At 61.8% G+C, this 20,917-nt stretch carries 8 protein-coding genes and 4 tRNA genes; 9 read left to right on the forward strand and 3 right to left on the reverse strand.

The features are described from left to right. Positions 1–63 precede the first annotated feature (63 nt). The 3 genes from sugE to rdgC form a co-directional block, all read right to left on the reverse strand. Entirely contained in the window at positions 64–378 is a 315-nt protein-coding gene (gene sugE, locus E4O97_RS13590; protein WP_010211634.1) for a quaternary ammonium compound efflux SMR transporter SugE, read from the reverse strand. Between the two features lie 112 nt (positions 379–490). Then, positions 491–1,450, reverse strand: coding sequence for a bile acid:sodium symporter family protein (locus E4O97_RS13595; protein ID WP_032877033.1), 960 nt, complete (start codon positions 1,448–1,450; stop codon positions 491–493). Positions 1,451–1,616: 166 nt separating this feature from the next. Continuing rightward, a complete protein-coding gene (gene rdgC, locus E4O97_RS13600; protein WP_248161518.1) occupies positions 1,617–2,537 on the reverse strand; it encodes a recombination-associated protein RdgC in 921 nt (306 codons plus the stop codon). A gap of 159 nt (positions 2,538–2,696) precedes the next feature. Here rdgC and E4O97_RS13605 point away from each other — a divergent pair. The 9 genes from E4O97_RS13605 to E4O97_RS13645 all read left to right on the forward strand — a co-directional run bounded on the left by E4O97_RS13605 (position 2,697) and on the right by E4O97_RS13645 (position 20,877). Further along, positions 2,697–2,772, forward strand: a tRNA-Val gene (locus E4O97_RS13605). 19 nt (positions 2,773–2,791) lie between these two features. Then, positions 2,792–2,868, forward strand: a tRNA-Asp gene (locus E4O97_RS13610). A gap of 176 nt (positions 2,869–3,044) precedes the next feature. After that, positions 3,045–3,120 (forward strand) — tRNA-Val (locus E4O97_RS13615). Positions 3,121–3,139: 19 nt separating this feature from the next. Further along, a tRNA-Asp gene (locus E4O97_RS13620) sits at positions 3,140–3,216 on the forward strand. A gap of 306 nt (positions 3,217–3,522) precedes the next feature. Continuing rightward, on the forward strand, positions 3,523–3,891 hold the full coding sequence (locus tag E4O97_RS13625; RefSeq protein ID WP_032877032.1) for a hypothetical protein: 369 nt from the start codon (positions 3,523–3,525) through the stop codon (positions 3,889–3,891). 30 nt (positions 3,892–3,921) lie between these two features. After that, positions 3,922–5,031, forward strand: a complete 1,110-nt coding sequence (locus E4O97_RS13630) for a MupA/Atu3671 family FMN-dependent luciferase-like monooxygenase (protein ID WP_032877031.1) — start codon at positions 3,922–3,924, stop codon at positions 5,029–5,031. Continuing rightward, on the forward strand, positions 5,028–13,565 hold the full coding sequence (locus E4O97_RS13635) for an SDR family NAD(P)-dependent oxidoreductase (protein ID WP_248161519.1): 8,538 nt from the start codon (positions 5,028–5,030) through the stop codon (positions 13,563–13,565). Before E4O97_RS13630 ends, E4O97_RS13635 begins: the two co-directional genes overlap by 4 nt. Positions 13,566–13,599: 34 nt before the next feature. Then, positions 13,600–14,505: a hypothetical protein gene (locus tag E4O97_RS13640; RefSeq protein WP_216090984.1), complete on the forward strand. Its 906-nt coding sequence runs from the start codon at positions 13,600–13,602 to the stop codon at positions 14,503–14,505. A gap of 141 nt (positions 14,506–14,646) precedes the next feature. Then, entirely contained in the window at positions 14,647–20,877 is a 6,231-nt protein-coding gene (locus E4O97_RS13645; protein ID WP_248161521.1) for an SDR family NAD(P)-dependent oxidoreductase, read from the forward strand. Positions 20,878–20,917: the final 40 nt, after the last annotated feature.

Genomic DNA, 20,917 nt, shown 5'->3' on the forward strand with positions numbered 1-20,917 from the left:
CCACCTTTTGAATTGTGAATACAGTCAATGTGGGAGCTGGCTTGCCTGCGATAGCGTAGTGGCTTAAGTGGAAATTTTGAGCCCAATCAGCCCGCAAATAATCAACGCCACACTCGCCAACCGAAACAACGCCATGGACTCCCCAAACAGGATAATCCCGGCAATCACAGTGCCCACGGCACCTACGCCTGTCCAGATGGCATAGGCGGTGCCCAGCGGCAGCTCTTTCATGGCCAGCCCCAGCAACCCAAGGCTGACGGCCATGGCGGCAATCGTCAGGGCGGTGGGCAGTGGCTTGCTGAAACCGTCGGTGTATTTCAGGCCGACGGCCCAGCCAACTTCAAACAACCCGGCAAAAAATAGAATGATCCAGGACATGATGACCTCGCTTCTACAAAGTGGGGTCGTCCCCTGGTAAGCGCTTGATAGCGTCGCGAGGTCGTCCTCGCGAAGCTTGGTAGAGTGCCGAAAATGGATCAGGCGATCAAGCTTACGGGGCGGTTTCCAGGGCGCGACGGTCTTCCTTTTCGCTCATGCGGCGGAAATACGTCGACAGCAATGCGCCGGAAATATTGTGCCAGACACTGAACAACGCACTGGGAACCGCCGCCAGCGGCGAAAAGTGCGCACTGGCCAGCGCGGCACCCAGCCCGGAGTTCTGCATACCGACTTCCAACGCCAACGACTTGCGTTGCGCCAGCGGCAACTTGAACAAGCGCCCGGTGAAGTAGCCCAGCAGGTAACCGAAGCTGTTGTGCAGCATCACCACCGCCATGATCAGCAGGCCCGATTCGGCGATCTTCGCCTGGCTTGCGGCAACCACGGCCGCGACGATGATCACAATACTGACCACCGACACCAGCGGCAGCACGTCCACCGCATGACGAACCCGCTCGCCCAGCACCCGTTGCGCCACCACGCCGAGCACAATCGGCAGCAGCACCACTTGCAGGATCGACCAGAACAGCTCCATGAACGATACCGGCAGCCAGGCCGAGGCCAGTAGCCAGATCAACGCAGGTGTGAGCAGTGGGGCGAGGAGGGTGGTGACGGCGGCAATCGCCACCGACAACGCCAGGTCGCCGCGGGCCAGCCAGGTCATCACGTTGGACGAGGTGCCGCTTGGGCAGCAGCCGACCAGGATCACGCCGACGGCAATTTCCGGCGGCAGGTGAAAGACCTGGCACAACAACCATGCCACGCCCGGCATGATCACAAAATGCGCGACCACGCCCAAGGCCACGCGCCATGGATGGCGAGCGACTTCGGCGAAGTCTTCAAGTTTCAAGGTCAGCCCCATGCCGAACATCACCAGGCCCAGCAGCGGGACGATGGCGCTTTTCAGGCCGATGAACCAGCTGGGTTCGAGGAAGGCGAGCACGGCAAATATCAACACCCAGTAGGCGAAGGTATTGCCGACGAAGCGGCTCAAGGCAGCGAGTGCACGCATGGGGATGTCCTTGTTATTAGAGTGTTGAATAGGGCGACGCGATCAAATGTGGGAGCTGGCTTGCCTGCGATAGCGGTGTATCAGTCGGCACTACTCTGGCTGACACTCCGTTATCGCAGGCAAGCCAGCTCCCACACTGACCGTGCCCACATTGGATCGGTGTTGTTTAGATGCCCTGTGGGGTTTCTTCCCCGCCCAGCGCTTCCACCAACGCCGGCAGGAAGTCGCCGAAGGTCAGCATCATCAAGGTAAAGCTGGCATCCAGTTGGCCCAGGGCTTCGTCGCCGCCGTCCTGTTCCGCCTGGTCTTGCAGCAGGTCTTCGAATTTCAGGCGTTTGACGGTCATCTTGTCATCGAGCATGAAGGACAGCTTGTCCTGCCACGCCAAGGACAGTTGGGTCACGACCTTGCCGGTGGTCAGGTGCAGTTGGATCTCTTCGCCGGTCAGGTCCTGGCGCTTGCAGCGCACGATGCCGCCGTCTTCATGGGGGTCGCGCAGTTCGCATTCGTCGAGGACGAAGAAGTCATCGGCCGGTTTCTGGGTAGTGACCCAGTCGGTCATGATTGCGGTCGGTGCGGTTTTTACCGTCAGCGGACGGACGGGCAGGGTGCCGATCACTTCACGCAAGGTCGACAGCAGATCTTCAGCACGCTTGGGACTGGCCGAGTTGACCAGGATCAGGCCCTGTTTCGGCGCGATCGCAGCAAAGGTCGACGAGCGACGAATAAAGGCACGCGGCAGGAAGGCCTGGATGATTTCATCCTTGATCTGGTCGCGCTCCTTCTTATAGACCTTGCGCATTTGCTCGGCTTCGATCTCTTCGACTTTCTCTTTCAGTGCGTCACGCACCACGCTACCTGGCAGGATGCGTTCTTCCTTGCGCGCGGCGATCAGCAAAAAATCTCCGCTGACGTGAACCAGGGGAGCGTCTTCACCTTTACCGAAGGGGGCGACGAAACCGTAAGTGGTCAACTCCTGGCTTGCACACGGGCGCGCCAGCTTGGTGGCCATGGCCGCTTCCAACGCCTCGGCATCAACAGGCAGATCTTGGGTCAGGCGATAGATAAGCAGGTTCTTGAACCACATGGGGTGAGTCTCTCCTCTATACAAAGGGGGGCATTATTCTCTTGATCACGCCGTAGGCCAACCCTGCCTAAGCCATTGGAAGGGCTGAAAAAAAAGATTTAAGAAAGTGCTTGCCAGACATGGGGTCGCTACGTAGAATGCGCGCCACACCGAAACGAAGGGTGATTAGCTCAGCTGGGAGAGCATCTGCCTTACAAGCAGAGGGTCGGCGGTTCGATCCCGTCATCACCCACCATTCGCTTCAAGTGTTACGCGCAGCGGTAGTTCAGTCGGTTAGAATACCGGCCTGTCACGCCGGGGGTCGCGGGTTCGAGTCCCGTCCGCTGCGCCATATTCGGTCACCTGGAACGCTGAACGCCAGGTCACCACAGAAAGCCCGCTTAATCGCGGGCTTTTCTTTGTCCGGAATATGGCAAAAAATCGTACGCGGAACTTTTTTTAAATAAATTGCATTTAAATCAAGACATTACGATTTTTTGGTGTATGATGCGCCCACACCGAAACGAAGGGTGATTAGCTCAGCTGGGAGAGCATCTGCCTTACAAGCAGAGGGTCGGCGGTTCGATCCCGTCATCACCCACCATTCGCTTCAAGTGTTACGCGCAGCGGTAGTTCAGTCGGTTAGAATACCGGCCTGTCACGCCGGGGGTCGCGGGTTCGAGTCCCGTCCGCTGCGCCATATTTTGCTTCCAGGCCCACTGAACACCTGGAAACTACGAACAAAGCGGCCATTGGCCGCTTTTTTTGTGCCCGGATTTTTTCTCGCCGTTCCTCTCCAACCATAGCGTTCGCTCGCCCATCCTAGCGTCCTCATCGTCTTATTTGGGTCGCCAATCCTGCGCTGTCAATCGTCACGCCTCCAGGGTTCGTGCGCAGCCTTTATCCCTATTGAAGAACCTTGTCAATCCTAAGTGCTGATAGGAGTGCCAGTTCGTCTTGCTGCGGTAAGGTCTCGTGGACATTGGTTCTAACGGAACGGCCGAAGATGAATCGCACCTGCATGGCCATGCCTTATTTCGAAATCCCCGAACGTCACCTTGAAGCGTTCAAGGCGTATTGCGCCGTGTTTATCGAAAAGACCTCTAAAGAGCCCGGATGCCTGTACTACGGTTTCAGCTTCAATGGCACCCAAGGCCATTGCCGGGAGGTCTACAGCGATGCCCAAGGGCTTTTGAACCACTTGGTCAATATCGCTGAGCTGAATTCCGAGGCGTTTCACCTGGCTTCAATTGTTCGCTATGAAGTGCATGGGCCCCGAGAGGAGCTGGACAAGTTACGTGGCCCCCTGGCGTTTATGAAGCCGCAGTTCTTCGAACTGGAACAGTGTTTCAGCCGACCGTCTGTGGTGGCGTGAACCCGATGTATCTACAAGAGGCCTCAAGACATGTCAGTTGAACAATTACTCGGCCTGGGTGTGACGAACGCTGCGCGTGCGCCGCGTCAGCCTGCCTTCAGCCTGTTGTTTTTTTCCGATGTGCGCGAAGACATCAGCGCCAGCGAGAAATATGAGTTCGCTCGGTCGTTGACGTTGTTTGGCGATGCGCAGGGTTTTGAGGCCGTGTATTTTCCTGAGCGTCATTTCCACGAGTTTGGCGCGATTTACCCCGATTCCGCAGTAATGGCGGCGTCACTCATCCCCCAAACCCGACACATTCGTTTTCGCACCGCAGGCATCAGTTTGCCCCTGCATCACCCGGCGCGCGTGGTCGAAAGTTGGTCGATGAACGATGTACTCTCTGGCGGAAGGGTAGACCTTGGGTTCGGCTCAGGTTGGAGCCGGCCTGATTTTCTCTTGGCGCCGCATGCCTACGAGGACCGGCGCGAGGTGATGTGGCAACGCATCGAGCAGGTACGTCGCTTATGGGCGGGTGAGCGCCTTTCATTCCCGGGGCCTGGTGGCGATCCAGTGTCGGTCGTCACCTTTCCCCGACCCCTACAGACCAGCCTGAATGTCTGGATCCTGGTAGCGCAGAATACAGAGTCGTTCATTGCCGCTGGCAAGGCGGGTTTCAACGTCTTCACGATGTTGTACGGCATTGACCTGCCGGACCTGGCCGAAAAAATTGGGCTTTATCGCCAAGCGCGCCGCGATGCGGGATTCGACCCGGCTTCCGGGCGCGTCACCCTTATGCTGCATACCCTGGTGGGGCCCGATAGCGCCTGGGTTCGCCGAGCCGTCGAAGCACCGTTCAAAGACTATATCCGCAGCTCACTGGTAGCCCACATGAAAGCACGGGCGACGCCTGACGGTCGTCCCCTGGATGCCACAGAGCAGGAAAACGTCCTGCAATACGCATTTGAGCGGTATTACGAAACCGGCGCGTTGTTCGGTACGGTCGATGAGGTTCGGTATCGAGTCGGCCAAGTGCTTGAGACCGGCGTCGATGAGATTGCCTGCCTGATGGATTTCGGCGTGGACTACGCCGTGGTGCATCAGTCCTTGCCCTACCTTGAACAACTCGTAGCCTCGTTCCAGGAGCGGTCAGCACAGTGAATATCGAACGCAAGAAAGCTCGCCTCGCCGCCGCCATCAATGCCTCGCTCAAGGCCCAGCCTGCCCCGTCCTTTCCTGAACCGGTGGCGATCATCGGGTTGTCCGCCAACGTCGCGCAGTCGGCTAGCGTACGTCAGTTCTGGCAGGCGCTGGATGATGATCGTTCGTTGATCGAGGAGATCCCGGCGACGCGCTTTGACTTCACGTCCTGGTACGCCGGATCGAATATTGAAGAAGGGAAAATGCGCACCCGTTGGGGCGGGTTTATACCCGCCATCGATCAATTCGATCCGGTCTTTTTTGGCATGTTGCCGGCGGAGGCGCGCAAGATGGATCCGCAACAACGCTTGTTGCTGATGTCGGTGCGCCAGACGTTTGAAGACGCCGGTTATCGCCACACTGACTGGAAAGGCTCGGCCACCGGTGTATTTATCGCCGCCGAGCGTAACGAATACCACCTCAACCTACTCCAGGCCCAGATTGATCCCGGCGAAGGGCTGGACCAGGCGGCCAGTATGCTCGCCAACCGGGTGTCACATTTCTATGACCTGCGTGGGCCAAGCGAACGAATCGATGCGATGTGTGCCGGCGGTGCCGTCGCGCTTCATCACGCGGTCACCGCGCTGCGCAGTGGCCAGATCAATGCTGCGATCGTCGGTGCCTGCAACTTGCTGCTGCGCCCGGACGTGTTCGTGACGTTGTCGCAAAGCGGGCAAATGAGCCCCGAACCGACCGTGAGATCCTTCGGCGCCGGCGCTGACGGCTACCTGCGCGGCGAAGGCGTGTGCAGCCTGTTGCTCAAGCCGTTGTCGAAGGCTGAGGCCGACGGCGATCATATTTATGGGCTGATCCGCAATACGGCGGTCAATTACAACGGCGGCGACGCGGCGTCAATCGCTGCGCCCAGTGTGTCCGCACATTCAAGCCTGGTACAGGATTGCTACCGACGGGCGGGGATCGATCCACGCCACGTCAGCTACATCGAAGCCCAGGGCATGGGCAACCCCGTGGCAGATATCGCTGAGTGGGATGCCCTTAATCATGGCTTGCTGGCCTTGGGACGGGAGCAAGGCGTGCAGTTGCAGGAAGGCCAGTGCGCTATCAGCACGCTCAAGCCGATGAGCGGACATATGCATGCCGCTTCAGCCATTGGCGCGCTATTCAAGATCATCCGCAGCTTGCAGACCGAAAAGATTCATAAAATCCTCGACTTTGAGCAGCCCAATCTCCACCTGCATACCGCCGGACAGCCTTGCAGGCTCGCTACCCATACCGTTGATTGGCCACGCCAGGCTACCCCGCGCCTGGCGGGTTTGCATTCCTATGGCGCAGGCGGAAACAACGCACACATTCTAGTCGAAGAATATGTGCACCAAGCGCCCGGTCGTGTGGTGCCGAGTCAGGCCCCATTGCTGTTCCCCCTTAGCGCGCCGACCCCGGCGCTGCTGGCGCTGCTCGCGGCACAAATGCACCAGGCCTTGATCGATGAGCCGACGCTGTGCCTGGAAAGTGTCAGTGACACGCTCAAATTCGGGCGCGAGAAATTTGCCGCCGCCGTTGTCATCGTGGCCATGGAGCGCCCAGGCTTGCTCGATGTGCTAGCCCAGTTACACACGGGCGATCTTACGGGCGCAGTTGTCTTCGCCAAGGACGTCGCAGCGCCTACGGACGCGGCGCTTGACCCTTGGGCCGAGCTCTGGCTGGCGGGTGAGCGCCCGATGGCGAAGGCCACCCGCGCACCACGGGTGCCCCTGCCGACGACCCCCTTTGATACCCAGTCGTTCTGGTATGACGCGCCTGCACCCATGGCGGCGTATCCGGCTCCTGGTACATCGCGTACAGGGCGCCGAGCCTGGAGCCCGGACGCCGCCGAGCAAGCGGTACGTGAAGCATTGGCCCAAGCGCTGGAACAGCCTGCGGCATCACTGGATCTGGACGCGCAGTTCAGTGAGTTGGGTTTTGATTCGATGATGGTGCGTCAACTCTGCCGGCATATGCGCGACCAGGACATCGTGGTCGAGCCAGCGGTACTGTTCGAGCACGCTACGCCGGCGCGACTGGTGGCCTGGCTGGCTTGCGCGCCTGCGCAGCGCATTGCCGCCCCTTACCACCTGCCCAGTCCGGGCGCGCGTGGGCAGATCGCGATAATCGGCATGGCCGGGGTATATCCCAAGTCAGCGGATTTGTCGGCGTTCTGGGATTGCCTGGCAAACGCAGGGGACTGCATCGAAACCGTGCCCGAGCAACGCTGGAGCCTTGACGAGCATTTTAACGCGGACCGCCAGCGTGCGATCCAAGAGGGTAAAAGCTACGGTAAATGGGGTGGTTTCATCGAAGGCCTGGATGACTTCGACCCAATGTTCTTTAACTTTTCCCTGGCCGAAGCTACCTACATGCACCCCAAGGAACGTCAATTCATCCAGTGCGCATGGCATGCCCTGGAAGATGCCGGGTATACGCCTGCGTCTCTGGAGCAGGAGAAGGTCGGCGTATTCGTGGGAGTGTCCAAGGCCGGGCACGATAACTATAAAGATTCGTTTTTTTCGATCGCTAACCGCGTGTCTTATCGCTTCGGGTTTACCGGGCCTAGCCTGCCCGTGGATACCGCCTGTTCTTCTTCGCTGACCGCGGTGCATGAGGCCTGCCTGCACTTGCAGGCAGGCGAGTGCACCGTGGCGGTTGTCGGTGGCGTCAATGCCTACACCCACCCTTCCACCTTTGCCGAGTTCGCACGACTGGGCGTGTTATCCGCCGATGGCAAGTCGCGAGCGTTCGGTGCGGGGGCCAATGGGTTTGTTCCCGGCGAAGGAGTGGGGGCGCTGTTGCTAAAGCCGCTGGAACGCGCGCTGGCGGACGGTGATATGGTTCACGGCGTCATCGCCGCCAGTGCGGTCAACCATGGCGGCAAAGCCAATGGCTACACGGTGCCCAACCCCGAAGCCCAGCGCGCCATGATTCGCCTGGCATTGGACCGGGCCGGCGTCAGTGCTGACCAGGTTACCTATGTGGAGGCCCACGGCACCGGTACGGCGCTGGGCGATCCCATCGAATTTCGCGGCCTGGTCGAGGCGTTTCGCCAGGACACCGAGCGCACCGGCTTCTGTCGCCTGGGGTCGGTCAAGAGCAACATCGGCCATCTTGAAGCTGCGGCTGGTATCGCCGGCCTGAGCAAGGTCCTCCTGCAGATGCGCCACGGGCAAATCGCGCCGTCGCTGCATTCGCAGCAGATGAACCCGGATATCGACACCAGCCTCTCGCCTTTTCGCGTGCCTCAGGCGCTGGAAACGTGGGACGTCGACGGCGAGGGCGCGCAAGAGCGCATTGCATGCCTGTCATCCTTCGGTGCCGGCGGTGCCAATGCCCACGTGATCCTGCGCCAGGCCCCTGTGCGTGCCGAACCCGCCGAAGATGTGCGGGCCGACTACCTGATTGTCCTTTCGGCACGCCATGAGGCTGCACTTGTACGACAAGTGGACACCTTGTTAGTGTTTCTGGAACGCAATCCGTCGCTGCCCTTGCGTGACATTGCCTACACGCTGCAGGTGGGCCGCCAGGCCATGAATGCGCGATTGAGTTGCATCGCCACGTCGACAGCCGACCTCATGGATGCATTGCGTCGCTATTGTGCCGGTGAGGCCCACCCGGGCGTGCAGTCCACGACGCTCAAGGACGCCGACCGCCTGAGTTTGTTCGGTCAAGATGAATCAGCGCTGACGTTGCTTGATCAGTGGTATGCCGAGAGCAAATGGGCGCAATTAGCCCAGTTATGGAGAGCGGGGGAGGTGATCGACTGGGCGCGCCTGGTGGCGCCGGGTACTGCCCGTCGTATCAGTTTGCCGGGCTATTCGTTCGACCGTGAACCCATCCCCAGGGCACCGCAACTGGTGCCTCTTGGCAGCGTGGCCCGGCCCCCGGCGCAGCCTGGCAGGGCGCCCGTACCACCTACCACCGCCGCGACATTATTGGTGCGCCCGCGCTGGCAGCCGGTGCAGGCCTCACCTGCGGCGGCGGCGCCTCGGCGGCGCCACGTCATCCTGTGTGAGTGGCCTGGAGAACGGTCGGATCATCCAGGGTGGCAGGTGCTGACGCCAAAGGGCTTGCCGACAGAACGCTACGTGCACTGTGTCGGGCAAATTGCTGAGCATTTGCGCCAGATCATTGTCGATGCGGCGCACGAAGTTATCTCGGTACAAGTGGTAATACCCGTCAATCGGTCTGCGTGGCTGAGTGGCATTCATGGGCTGCTGAGGTCGGCGCAACTTGAAAGCAGCAAGCTGCGAACGCAGTTGGTTGAAATCGACCAGAGCTTCACTTTTACGCAGGTTCGGCACGCCGTGGAGCAGGCTGCGGCCCTGGAGGTTCATCCGTGGTTGCGGTTCGACGCTCAAGGTGGCCATGCCCGTCAGTGGACGCAGGCGACAGTACTGGATGATACGCACCGCTGTAGGTGGAAGAACGCGGGTGTCTATCTGCTGACAGGGGGAATGGGCGGGTTGGCGCAGTGTTTCGCCGCCGATATTCTCAGCCGTGTCGAAGGCGCAACCGTGGTACTGGTGGGGCGCTCCCCCTTGGGCCAGGCCGGCCAGGATCGGCTGGATGCCCTGCGGCGCATGGGCGGCCAGGTCAGCTATGAGCAAGTCGATATCAGTGACGAGGCGGCTACCGAACGGCTCGTGGCTGATGTGCAAGCCCAGTACGGTGCGCTCAATGGTGTGCTGCATTGTGCAGGAACGCTGCACGATGAGTTCTTGCGCAATTTCAAACGCCAACACGGCGATGGGGTGCTGGCGGCCAAGGTGGGCGGTACCTGGTCGATCGATCAGGCGACGCGTCACTGCGACCTGGACTGTTTCGTGCTGTTTTCATCCGCCGCGGCAGCCGTCGGGCACCCGGGCCAGGCGTTCTACGCGGCGGCCAACGGCTTCATGGATGGGTTCGCCGAACAGCGCACCCAGCAGGTCCAGATGGGCGAGCGTCGAGGCCGAACCGTTTCGATTGCCTGGGGGCTGTGGCGCGACGGCGGCATGCAATTGGATGCACAGGCCAGTGCGTTGCTGGAGCGTGAGTCGGGCATGATCCCGTTGAGTCGCGAACACGGCGTTGCGGCGTTTCATCAAGTGATGGACAGTGATGCGTGCCGAATCGTGGTGATAGAAGGGGATGAACAGCGCCTGCGCCGGCGTCTGCATCCGCTGTCGAACGAGGCGACGCTGCCCGCTGATACACGCATGCTTGACGTGGTGAAAAGGTTGGCGGGGCAAGTGCTCGGCATCGCGACCAGCGAGCTTGAGGGTGACCACGACTTTGACAGCTATGGGTTGGATCAGGCGCGCTTTAATCAATTGATCCAGGCACTTGATCGCGAATGCGGGCTTGAGGTGTCGCCATTGGTTTATCGGCAAGTGCGTTGCCTCGACGATCTGGTGGCCCACCTGCCTGCCCAGCTACACGCCGGCACTGCGCCGCGTGCCGTGGCCGGCACCGCCTCAGCGCAAGTGCTGCTTGAGCATGCGTTGCAAGTGCTCAAACGGGTGCTATCCCCTGTGGTGCAATGGCCGGAGGATCGTCTGGACAGTGATGAGCCGCTGGAGCGCTACGGGCTGGACTCGATGATGGTCATGACGATCACCGCCGCGCTGGAGGCGCAATTCGGCGCGCTGCCCAAAACCTTGTTCTTTGAGTATTCGACGCTGCGCGCCTTGGCCGCATACCTGTGTCGCGAGCATGCATCGACGTTGGTGGCGCTGGTCGCCGACGTAGCGGGCACGCTGGCGTCAGGCCCCGATGAGGCGCGGGTGGCCGGTATTGCCAGCCACGACCCCGTGCCTGCCGACGCCGCGCAATCGCCTGCATCCGCCAAGGAGACGTCGCAACGCTTTGACGTCGCCATCATTGGCCTTGCCGGGCGCTATCCCCAGGCCCGCACCCTGGAAGAGTTTTGGCAGGTACTCAGCCAAGGGCGCGACTGTATCAGTGAGATTCCCACCGAGCGCTGGGACCACTCCCGTTATTACAGCGCTGATGAAGACGCGCCGGGCAAGACCTACGCGCGCTGGGGCGGGTTCATTGATGGAGTGGCTGAATTTGATCCGGCGTTTTTCGGTATCTCGCCGCGTGAAGCGATGGCCATGGAGCCCCAGGAGCGCTTGTTCCTGCAGACCGCTCACGAGGCCATTGAAGACGCCGGTTATACCCGCCAGGGCCTGGCAGCCAGCGCCCGTCACGAAGATGCCGAGGGCATGGTCGGTGTGTTCGTCGGCGTAACGTACGAAGAGTACCAACTGTATGGGGCGCAACAGACTGCCGAGGGGCGGCCGCTGGTGCTGTCCATGAGCCCATCGTCGATTGCCAATCGCGTTTCGTTCGTCAACGGTTTCCATGGGCCAAGCATGGCCATCGATGCGATGTGTGCGTCCTCACTGACGACTATTCACCTGGCCTGCCAGAGCCTGCACAGTGGCGAATGCCAAGTAGCGCTGGCCGGAGGCGTGAATGTATCGATTCACCCCGCCAAGTTCCTCATGCTGGGGGCAGGCAAATTTGCCTCCCGACGTGGCCGCTGTGAAAGCTTCGGTGCCAGTGGCAGCGGTTACGTGCCCAGTGAGGGTGTGGGGGCTGTACTGCTTAAACCGCTGCATCAGGCCCAGGCCGATGGCGACCGTATTTATGGAGTGATTCGCGGGAGTGCCATCAACCATGGCGGGCGAACCAACGGTTATGCAGTGCCTAATCCGGCAGCCCAGGCCGCGGTGATCAGCCGTGCCTTGCGCCAGGCGAACGTGCAGCCGCGGCAGATCGGTTATGTAGAAGCTCACGGCACGGGTACGGTGTTGGGCGACCCGATCGAGGTGGCCGGCCTGTCCCGTGCGTGGCGGGCTTACACGCCGGACCGGCAGTTCTGCGCCTTGGGGTCGGTCAAGTCCAATATCGGTCATTGCGAAAGCGCTGCGGGCATCGCCGGGTTGACCAAGGTATTGCTGCAAATGAAGCACGGACTGCTGGTGAGCTCACTGCACGCTGAAACGCTCAATCCCAATATCGACTTCAGCGAAACCCCCTTTCGTGTGCAGCGTACGCTGGCACCCTGGGAGCGCCCGCTCGGCTCCGATGGCGTCCCGGGCCTGCGCATGGCTGCCATTTCCTCCTTTGGCGCCGGCGGGGCCAATGCTCACCTGATCGTCAGCGAGGCGCCGCTGGCCCAAGCTGCTCACGCGGCGATGACAGTGACTGCGCCGTTACCCATCGTTCTCTCTGCACGCTCTCGCGAAGCCTTGCTGGAGGTGGCGCAGCGGCTCGTGGACTGGTGGTTGGACGCTGCGGCCAATCGCGAGCCAGACCTGCAAGCCCTGGCCTACACGCTGCAAGTGGGGCGCGAGGCCTGGGAGTGGCGGGTGGCGCTGTTGGTCACTTCGGGCGACGAACTGGTGCGTGAGCTGCGCGCCTTTATCGATGGCGCGCTAGAGGGGCCGTCCTGGTGGTCCGGCTGCCTTCCCGAGGCGCACAGCCTGGCGACGCGTCCCAGTGAGCAAGCCTGCGCCGCCATTCGGCAGATGTTCGACCAGGCTGACTTGGGGGGCATCCTGCGTCGCTGGGTGCAAGGCGAAGCGGTTGACTGGTCACCGCTGTATCACTCGCACCGTCCAGCGCGCCTTGGCCTGCCGACGTACCCGTTTGCCCGGCAACGTTATTGGGCGCCGAGTGAGGTGGCGGTCTCGGTTGAGTCTGTGGCGTCCGTGGCGCAGGGCGGCAAGATTCGCCTGCGTGCACTGGATACTTTGCCTGTGGCTGATAGCGCACCCATCGTGCCGCCCGCGCCGCGGATACTCAGCCAACCCGCGCCTTTAGCGGCCAAGGCGGCGCCGGTCGTCCCAGTGGCCGACGACGAATGTGCACAGTTCCTGCGCCAGAGCCTGGCGGCCATGCTGTATTGCGAGCCAGGCCAAATACGCGACGGGAGCCGCTTCCTGGAGTTGGGCCTGGACTCGGTGATCGCCGCGCAATGGATCCGTGAAATCAACAAGCACTACCAGTTGAAGATTCCCGCCGACGGCATTTATACCTATCCGGTATTCAAGGCCTTTACGCAATGGGTGGGCACCCAGCTTCAGCCAACTCAAGCAACGGCTGCGCCGGTCCAGCGCGAGCCAGTGGCATCGGCACCGCAGCCTGGCGCGCAGGCAAGTGCGCAACGCGAGTCGATCCAGGACTACCTCAAGCAAAGCCTGGGTGAACTGTTGTTTCTCGACCCTGGGCAGTTGCGCAGTGGCGCGCAGTTCCTGGACCTGGGAATGGACTCGGTCACAGGCACACAATGGATGCGCGGGGTCAGCCGGCACTTTTCCATTCAACTAGCGGCCGACGCGATCTACACCTGGCCCACGCTCAAGTCCCTGGCGGATGAGGTCGATCGCCGGGTGCAGGTTGTACACAGCTCCGATGACTTGCTCGATACGATCCTGAACCAGGTGCAGAGTGGCGCCTTGGCGGCTGACAGCGCTTGCGCAGTGGTCGAAGACGTGTTGGCGCAGCGGTAGCAACCATGACTTTCAATGTCGCAGGTAAGTAACGATGAGAACTGCCTATTTGGCCTCCACCGCCTATGTCCTGGGTGAACAGGCCCATGATTATCGCGACGCGGCTTCTTTCGAGGCGGTGTGCAAGCAACACAGCATGCCCGATTTCGCCAGTGTGTTTGGCTGGGGCACCTACTGGCGTACGACACGCTCGGTCGGCGAACTGCTGGTTGAGTCAGTCGCCAGCACATTGGCCAGCAGCGGCTTACGGGGCTGTGACATTGATGCGCTGGTGGTGTGCAGCAGCAATTTCGAGTCGGGCCAGGTGGTGGACTATCTGCCGCTGCTGCGCGAGCTGCAACTGGCTCGCGCCTTCCCGCTGGGCGTGACATGGGGCGATTGCACCATGCTGTTGGCAGGCCTTGAGGTCGCCCGCGCCCAGGTATTGGCCGGGCTGGACAATGTGCTGGTGGTCTCGGCCAATCGTATCGAAGACGAAGCTTTCCGGTTCCAGCATTACGCGTTGTTCAGTGATGGTGCTGCCAGTTGCCTGGTGACTTCAGGGCGCCGCCGCGGCTTCGAGATGCTCGGCAGCCTGGCCAGGTCAAATGCCGGGCTGGCACACGACCCCAAGGAGGATGACACCCGGCTGTTCCGTGAGGTGCATGAGCAGTTTATGCACCGCCAGCAGATTAATACGGCGGACCTGGAACAGGTGGTGTGCAGCAACGTGTTCCTGCCAGTGCTCAAGATCAAGGAAGGCCGGCAGGGGGTGAGCGGTACACAGTTGTATGTGGATAACGTGACGCGGGTGGGGCATTGTTTTTCCGCTGATTCGCTGATCAACCTGTGCGATTACCAGGCGCGTGCGCAGCAGGTGCATGGCGGCCTGGTGATGTTGACTGCCAATGCCGATGGGCTGCGCTGCCAGACATTGTTGCAACGGGTGAGTGATGCCTGAAACCGGCGGGCTACCTTGGCTGTATGGGCAAACCTATAACCGCTCATAGGTTTGGTCAGGATCGAATTCTTGTAAGTTGAGAATGATGTGGGGTCGCCTGGCGGCCATTCCTCAAGAATTCTCCAAGGGTCGATACTGAACATGGTCAAAGACTTCGACAGCAATGAGAATGCCGGCAATGCGTCCGGGTCGGATACCCACCCGCATGCTTTCGACATTGCGATTATCGGGCTGGCGGGCCGCTATCCCCAGGCCGAAAATATCGAGGAGCTTTGGGAAAACCTCAAGCTGGGTCGCGATTGCATTACCACGGTCCCTTCGCAACGTTGGGACCACGACGCGATCTATGACCCATCCAAGGGTGTCTCCGGCAAGACCTACAGCAAGTGGGGCGGCTTCCTGCGTGGAGTCGATGAATTCGATCCGCGCTTTTTCAACATTTCACCGCGTGAAGCCGAGATCATGGACCCGCAGGAGCGCCTGTTTCTGCAGTGCGCCTACCACGTGCTCGAGGACGCCGGCTACACACGCCAGAGCTTGAGCGCCAAAGGCCGGGTTGGCGTCTATGTTGGCGTTCAGTACACCGAATACACCGCCTTCAGCACCGCACAGACGCTGGTCGCCGCACTGCCTGCCTCCATCGCCAACCGCGTGTCATTCTTCTGTGATTTTCGCGGCCCCAGCCTCACGCTCGACAGCATGTGCTCATCCTCGCTGACCACTATTCACCTGGCGTGTCAGAGCCTGCGCAGTGGCGAGTCGGAGTACGCCATTGCCGGTGGCGTTAATGTGTCGATCCATCCCAACAAGTACCTGCTGCATGCCCAGGGCCGTTTCGCGTCCAGTGTGGGTTGCTGCAAGACCTTTGGCCAAGGGGGCGACGGCTATGTGCCGGCCGAAGGCGTGGGCGCCGTGTTGCTCAAACCGTTGCCCCAGGCCATCGCCGACGGCGACCGTATCCATGCAGTGATAAAGGGCAGTTCAATCAACCATGGCGGACGGGCGACCGGGTTTACCGTGCCCAAATCGTCGGCCCAGGCCGTGGCCGTGCGTTCGGCGTTGCACCAGGCCGGCCTGGCGTCCAGCGACCTGAGCTACATAGAAGCGCATGGCACCGGCACGGCCCTAGGCGACCTGATCGAAATCGAAGGTTTGCGCACCGTGTTCGAAGCTGACGGCTTTGAACCGCAAACCTGCGCCATCGGCTCGATCAAATCGAATATCGGCCATTGTGAAAGCGCCGCGGGGATAGCCGGCCTGACCAAGGTCTTGTTGCAGCTCAAGCACCGCCAGTTGGTGCCGTCGCTGCACTCCACGCAGCTCAATCGCAATATTGATTTTGCCGGCAGCCCGTTTCACGTCCAACAAACCCTGGAGCCCTGGCTACCCAAGGGCGCCGCCGATGCTGTGCAACCGCGCCGTGCAGGTATTTCGTCATTTGGTGCCGGCGGTTCGAACGCGCACCTGGTGGTCGAGGAGTATTCCCCCCAGGCGCAGGCCCACACCCACGTACCGACGTTGCCGAGCGACGTCCTCATCGTGCTGTCGGCACGCACGCATGAGCGCCTGCAGGCGGTAGCGGCGCTGTTGCTGGGGCGCCTGGAGCAAACGCCACTGGCCTGCGACCTGGCGGGTTTGCATGATCTTGCCTACACCTTGCAGGTGGGCCGCGAAGCCCTGGACGCGCGGGCCGCGTTCACGGCCCAATCAGTGCAGGTGCTCAAGGAACGCTTGGTTGCCTTGGCAGACGGGGCCCAGCATCCCGACGTGCTCATTGGCCAGGCGCTCAAGCCGGTACGCCTGCGTGCGGGCGAAACGGCGGTGCCAGTGCAATCGCCGGCCATGGACGATAACCAGGCGGTGATGCGTCACTGGGTCAGCGGCGGTCAGGTCGAGTGGGCGCAGTTGTATCAAGGGTTCCAGCCGGCCCGAATCAGCCTGCCGCTGTACCCGTTCGTTCGGGAACGCTGCTGGGTGCCACCTGCGCCGCAGACTGCAGTGCCCGGGCGCTTCGCTGCACCCGGCGACGGCCCGCATCCGCTGCTGTCACGACAGATCACGGCAGGTGACAGCCAGCAATTTGAAGCGCAGTTTTGCGGCGACGAATTTTTTCTCGACCACCACCGTGTCAACGGGCGCAAGGTGCTGCCGGGCGTGGTCTACCTCGAAATGGCGCTGGCGGCGCTTTCGCGGGTTTCTGGGCAAGCCGACCTGGCCCTGAACAGCATCCTGTGGGTGCGCCCCTTCGAGTGCTTTAACGATCCAGTCACCCTTACCCTGGCTGTGGAACAGGCTCGCAAGGGCAGCGGTTGGGAGTTCGAGTTCTTTGCCTGGCTTACCCGTGAGCCGGGGGGCGAACCGGTGCGCCAGGTCTATTGCCGCGGCCAGGCGTCGGTGCCTGCAGAGCCCGCCCCCCTGGCCCACCTGGACGTGAACGCACTCGCGGCGCTGGCGCAAGGCGCGGCGTCGACCACCGAGTTCTATCGCCATTTTGCCGCCGTGGGTATCGAATATGGCCCTGGCCATCAGGGCCTGCATGCCTTGCGTGGCGGCGCCGAGCAAGTGCTGGGGCATGTGCGCTTGCCAGACTTCCTCAAGCCGGGTGATGAGTTCCGCTTGCATCCTTGTCTGCTCGACAGTGCACTGCAGGCAGCCATGGGTTTCACCACAGGCAGTGAGTCATCGCAAGGGCCCCAGGTGCCTTTCTCCCTGGAGCAATTGACCCTGGGCCGTTCCAGGCGCACACCCGCCTGGGTGAGGCTTACTGCACACACATCGGGTGGCGGTCGTGGCAGCTTTGCCTTCGATGTGGAGGTGTTCGACGCTCAAGGCGAGCCCTGTGTGCATCTGCATGGCCTGCGCTCACGGGTCATGGCACGAGCGCCTGCGCCGCCCAGCCTGGCCTTGATGACACCCGGCCTTGAGGCATTTGTCGAACCTGCTTGGGCCGGCCTTTCACACGCTCACCGGATTTACCTGTGCCCGGGCAGCGAAGCTTACGCCGCCCAGGTTGCCGAGCACTTTCCCCAAGCCCAATGCGTACTGCTCGAATCCGGCGATGATCAGGGGCTGACATTGCCTGAGCGCTACTGCCGGGCCGCGCAAGCATTGAGCGAGCACCTGCGCCAATTACCGCACGACGGGCAAGGTTGCCTGGCGCAACTGGTCGTCGCCGACGACGATAGCTCAGGCCTGTTCGCCGGGTTGTTCGGGCTGCTGCGATCATTTGCCCGCGAGCAAACTTCATTGCGGGTGCAACTGCTCCACCTGCAGCCGGGCGATGCGTTGCCGCCACTGCTGCAGAGCGCCTGCACCGCAGATGCGGAACTCGCCCTGCACCGTCGTGATGGTCAACTGTTCAGCGCCAGCTGGCAGCGCCGGCCTGACGAACAACTGCCGGCCGAGCCGGGTGCCGCGCCGTGGAAACCTACGGGGGTTTACCTGCTCACGGGAGCTTCTGGCGCCCTGGCACGCAGCATCGCGCTGGATATCGCCCGCGCAGCAGAGGGCGTGAGCCTGGTACTGGTGGGGCGTGGAGTGCCGGATGACGACATGGCGGCCCATATCGAGCAACTCGAGAGCTTGGGCGCGCAGGTGTTGCATCGCACGGCCGACCTCGCGGACGCGACAGCTTTACGCGCACTTGTGCAGGAAGTATCAGCTCGCGTGGGATCGCTCACGGGTGTGCTGCACATCGCCGGCTGTCGTCAGGATGGGTTGCTCAGGAACAAATCGGCCGAGCACCTGCGCCAGGTGTTGCTGCCCAAGGTTGACGGCCTGTGGAACCTGGACTGCGCGACGCAAGACCAGCCCCTGGAGTTCTTCCTGGCCTTTGCCTCCATCGCGGGTGCCTTGGGTAATGCGGGTCAAAGCGACTATGCCTGCGCCAACGCGTTCATGGATCAATTCGCTGAATATCGTAATCGACAGGTGGCTGACGGCACTCGACAGGGCCATACCATCGCGATCGACTGGCCGCTGTGGGAGGACGGAGGCATGCAGTTGAGCCCTGAGCACATGGGCGCGATGACCAAGGCAACCGGCCTGCGGCCTTTGGCGACGACGCAGGGACTACAGGTGCTGCGCCATATCATCCACCAAGGCGGCGCACGCTGGTTGGTACTGCCAGGGCAGGGCGCCACCTTCGAGGCACTGGTAGCCGGGCTTGGCGTGGGGGTTGCCGCTGCCGTGGCACCGCGCAGTCAGGTGGACCCAAGCGATACTTTGCGTGGGCTGGTCGGGCAGATCCTCAAAGTCGACGCGCAAGAGATCGACGACACCACGGCATTTGCGGACATGGGCTTTGACTCGGTGATGCTGACCGAGCTGGCAACCGCCATCAATCGCACCTACACACTCGAACTGGGTACCGCGGCGCTGTTTGAGCATCCGACGCTGCAAACGCTGGCGGCGCACCTGCAAGGGGCGCGGACGGCCGAATCGCAGCCGCCGGCACCGGGCTTGACCCGGGCGCAGGTTGCCCAGGGTGTGCGGGAAGTGGTCGCCGAGGCCCTCAAAGTGCGTTTGGAGGACATCGGCGATGATGATCCCTGGAGTGACTACGGGATGGACTCGGTGAGCAGTGTCCAAATGACCGGGCTGCTCAACGAACGCTTCGATATCCAATTGGCCGCCGATACGTTCCAGGCTTTTGGCAACGTGGTTGAATTGACCACCGCGATTGCCGACATCCAGGTGGTGATGGCGTGTGCCGATATCGAGCGCCAGCCCAGCGCTGGCGGTGGGGTAATTGCTGATACAGCGCTGCTCGATGAGTTGGTGGCATTGGTGTGTCAATTGTTGAAAACCGTCGCGGGCGATATCGACCCGCACACCGATCTGCATGACTTCGGTTTCGACTCGGTACTGCTGACTCAACTGTTGGCACAGATCAGCAGTACCTACGGCGTCGAACTCGACCCCGGGAGTGTTCTGGAAGATGCGACTGTGGCCGGTTTGGTGGCTCAGGTACAGGCGCAGCGCCATGGCGCAGAGCCGGCTTCGCTGCGGGTGCCGCAGGTGCAGGAGCGCCCGGCTCCTCAACGCGTGGTTACCCTGGCGGAGCCTGAGCAACGGGCCGACCGGCAAAGCCCGGTCGTGGTGCTGTTATCGGCCGGCAGTGCGGCGCAGTTACGGCAGGTGGCGGACAACTTGTTGCACCTGATCGACGGCCAGGCCGACCATGACGTGGACCTGCACACCCTCGCCAGGGTGACCCAGGCCGGCAGTGGCTTGATGCCCGTACGGTTGGGGCTCAGTGTGGCCAGCCTGGAGGCATTGGCCGAGCAGTTGCGCGCCTATCTGCAAACCGATGAGCACAGCGCTTACGCTCAAGTGGGTAACGCCGAGGTCGATGCCAGTGTGCTCAATCGCGTCATGGCATTGCCAGGCCTGGCCGATCAAGTGCAGGGCTGGCTGGATCAAGGCGGCACCTTGCCGTTATTGCAGCTGTGGTCCCAGGGCCTGGACGTGGATTGGCGTTCGCTGGCGGGCGCGGACTCGCCAGCGTCCGCGCTCAGCCGCATGCCTGCGTCGCCGTTGCGTGAGCCCGCCCCGGTCGTGACGCTGCTCAATCACGCTGGCGAGCAAGGGCTCTTCTGTTTCCCCGCCGCGGGTGCGGGCGCGCAGTCTTTTCATGCATTGGCCGCGGCCCTTGGCGATGTCGCGCAGTTGCAGGTGCTGGAGTACCCACCGCTGGATACGCAGGCACCGCCAGATCTGTCGATGCAGCGCATGGTCGCTGCGCATGTTCATACCGTCACCCGTCGCTGCCCCGCTGGCGTCGTCCGTTTGCTCGGACACTCTTTTGGGGCCAGCGTGGCTTTCGAGGTGGCGGTTGAACTCCAGGCACGCGGACGCCAGGTGCAGTTGTTCATGCTCGACAGCTTTTTCTATGTGCCTCAAGAGCTTCAAGGTGAGGTGTTGACCAGCGCGCAGTTGCGCTACTTCCTGGGTGATACACCGCTCTGCGCACGCCTGCTGGACGCCCAGGACAAAGGCGCCGTGGTGTCCCTCAAGCAGGTACGCGAGCTGATGCGTGATGCCAGCCTCAACCAGGGCCCCGCACAGGGTCCGGGTGCATGGCTGGCGGCGCAGATCGCCATGAGTGTCGACTATCGCCCCACCCACACCTTCACCGGCGACACCTGCGTGATCATCGCGGCGCAAAGCATTCTCGGCGCAAGCAGTCTTCCCCACACCCTGGCGCGCTATTGCGCCTACCTGACCGCGAGCCCCCATGTGGCCACGGTGGACGGTGGCCATATGTCGATGCTCAACCCGGGCAACGTCCATACCTTGGCGCGTGCGCTACGCCTGCACCTTGATACACCGGGTGGTAAGTCCCAAGGGCGACGCGCAGGCGAATTCTGAAGGTGGAGCGGCAAGGCTCCGCCTCAAGGGCGCGGCCGTG

The organism is Pseudomonas sp. W15Feb34 (genome assembly GCF_023127765.1).
Classification (GTDB): domain Bacteria; phylum Pseudomonadota; class Gammaproteobacteria; order Pseudomonadales; family Pseudomonadaceae; genus Aquipseudomonas; species Aquipseudomonas synxantha_A.

Bases quoted from the DNA above. Each gene is read 5' to 3' on its own strand.
- sugE (WP_010211634.1), bottom strand. From the start codon at position 378: ATGTCCTGGATCATTCTATTTTTTGCCGGGTTGTTTGAAGTTGGCTGG.
- E4O97_RS13630 (WP_032877031.1), top strand. From the start codon at position 3,922: ATGTCAGTTGAACAATTACTCGGCCTGGGTGTGACGAACGCTGCGCGT.
- rdgC (WP_248161518.1), bottom strand. From the start codon at position 2,537: ATGTGGTTCAAGAACCTGCTTATCTATCGCCTGACCCAAGATCTGCCT.
- E4O97_RS13625 (WP_032877032.1), top strand. From the start codon at position 3,523: ATGAATCGCACCTGCATGGCCATGCCTTATTTCGAAATCCCCGAACGT.
- E4O97_RS13595 (WP_032877033.1), bottom strand. From the start codon at position 1,450: ATGCGTGCACTCGCTGCCTTGAGCCGCTTCGTCGGCAATACCTTCGCC.
- E4O97_RS13645 (WP_248161521.1), top strand. From the start codon at position 14,647: ATGGTCAAAGACTTCGACAGCAATGAGAATGCCGGCAATGCGTCCGGG.
- E4O97_RS13640 (WP_216090984.1), top strand. From the start codon at position 13,600: ATGAGAACTGCCTATTTGGCCTCCACCGCCTATGTCCTGGGTGAACAG.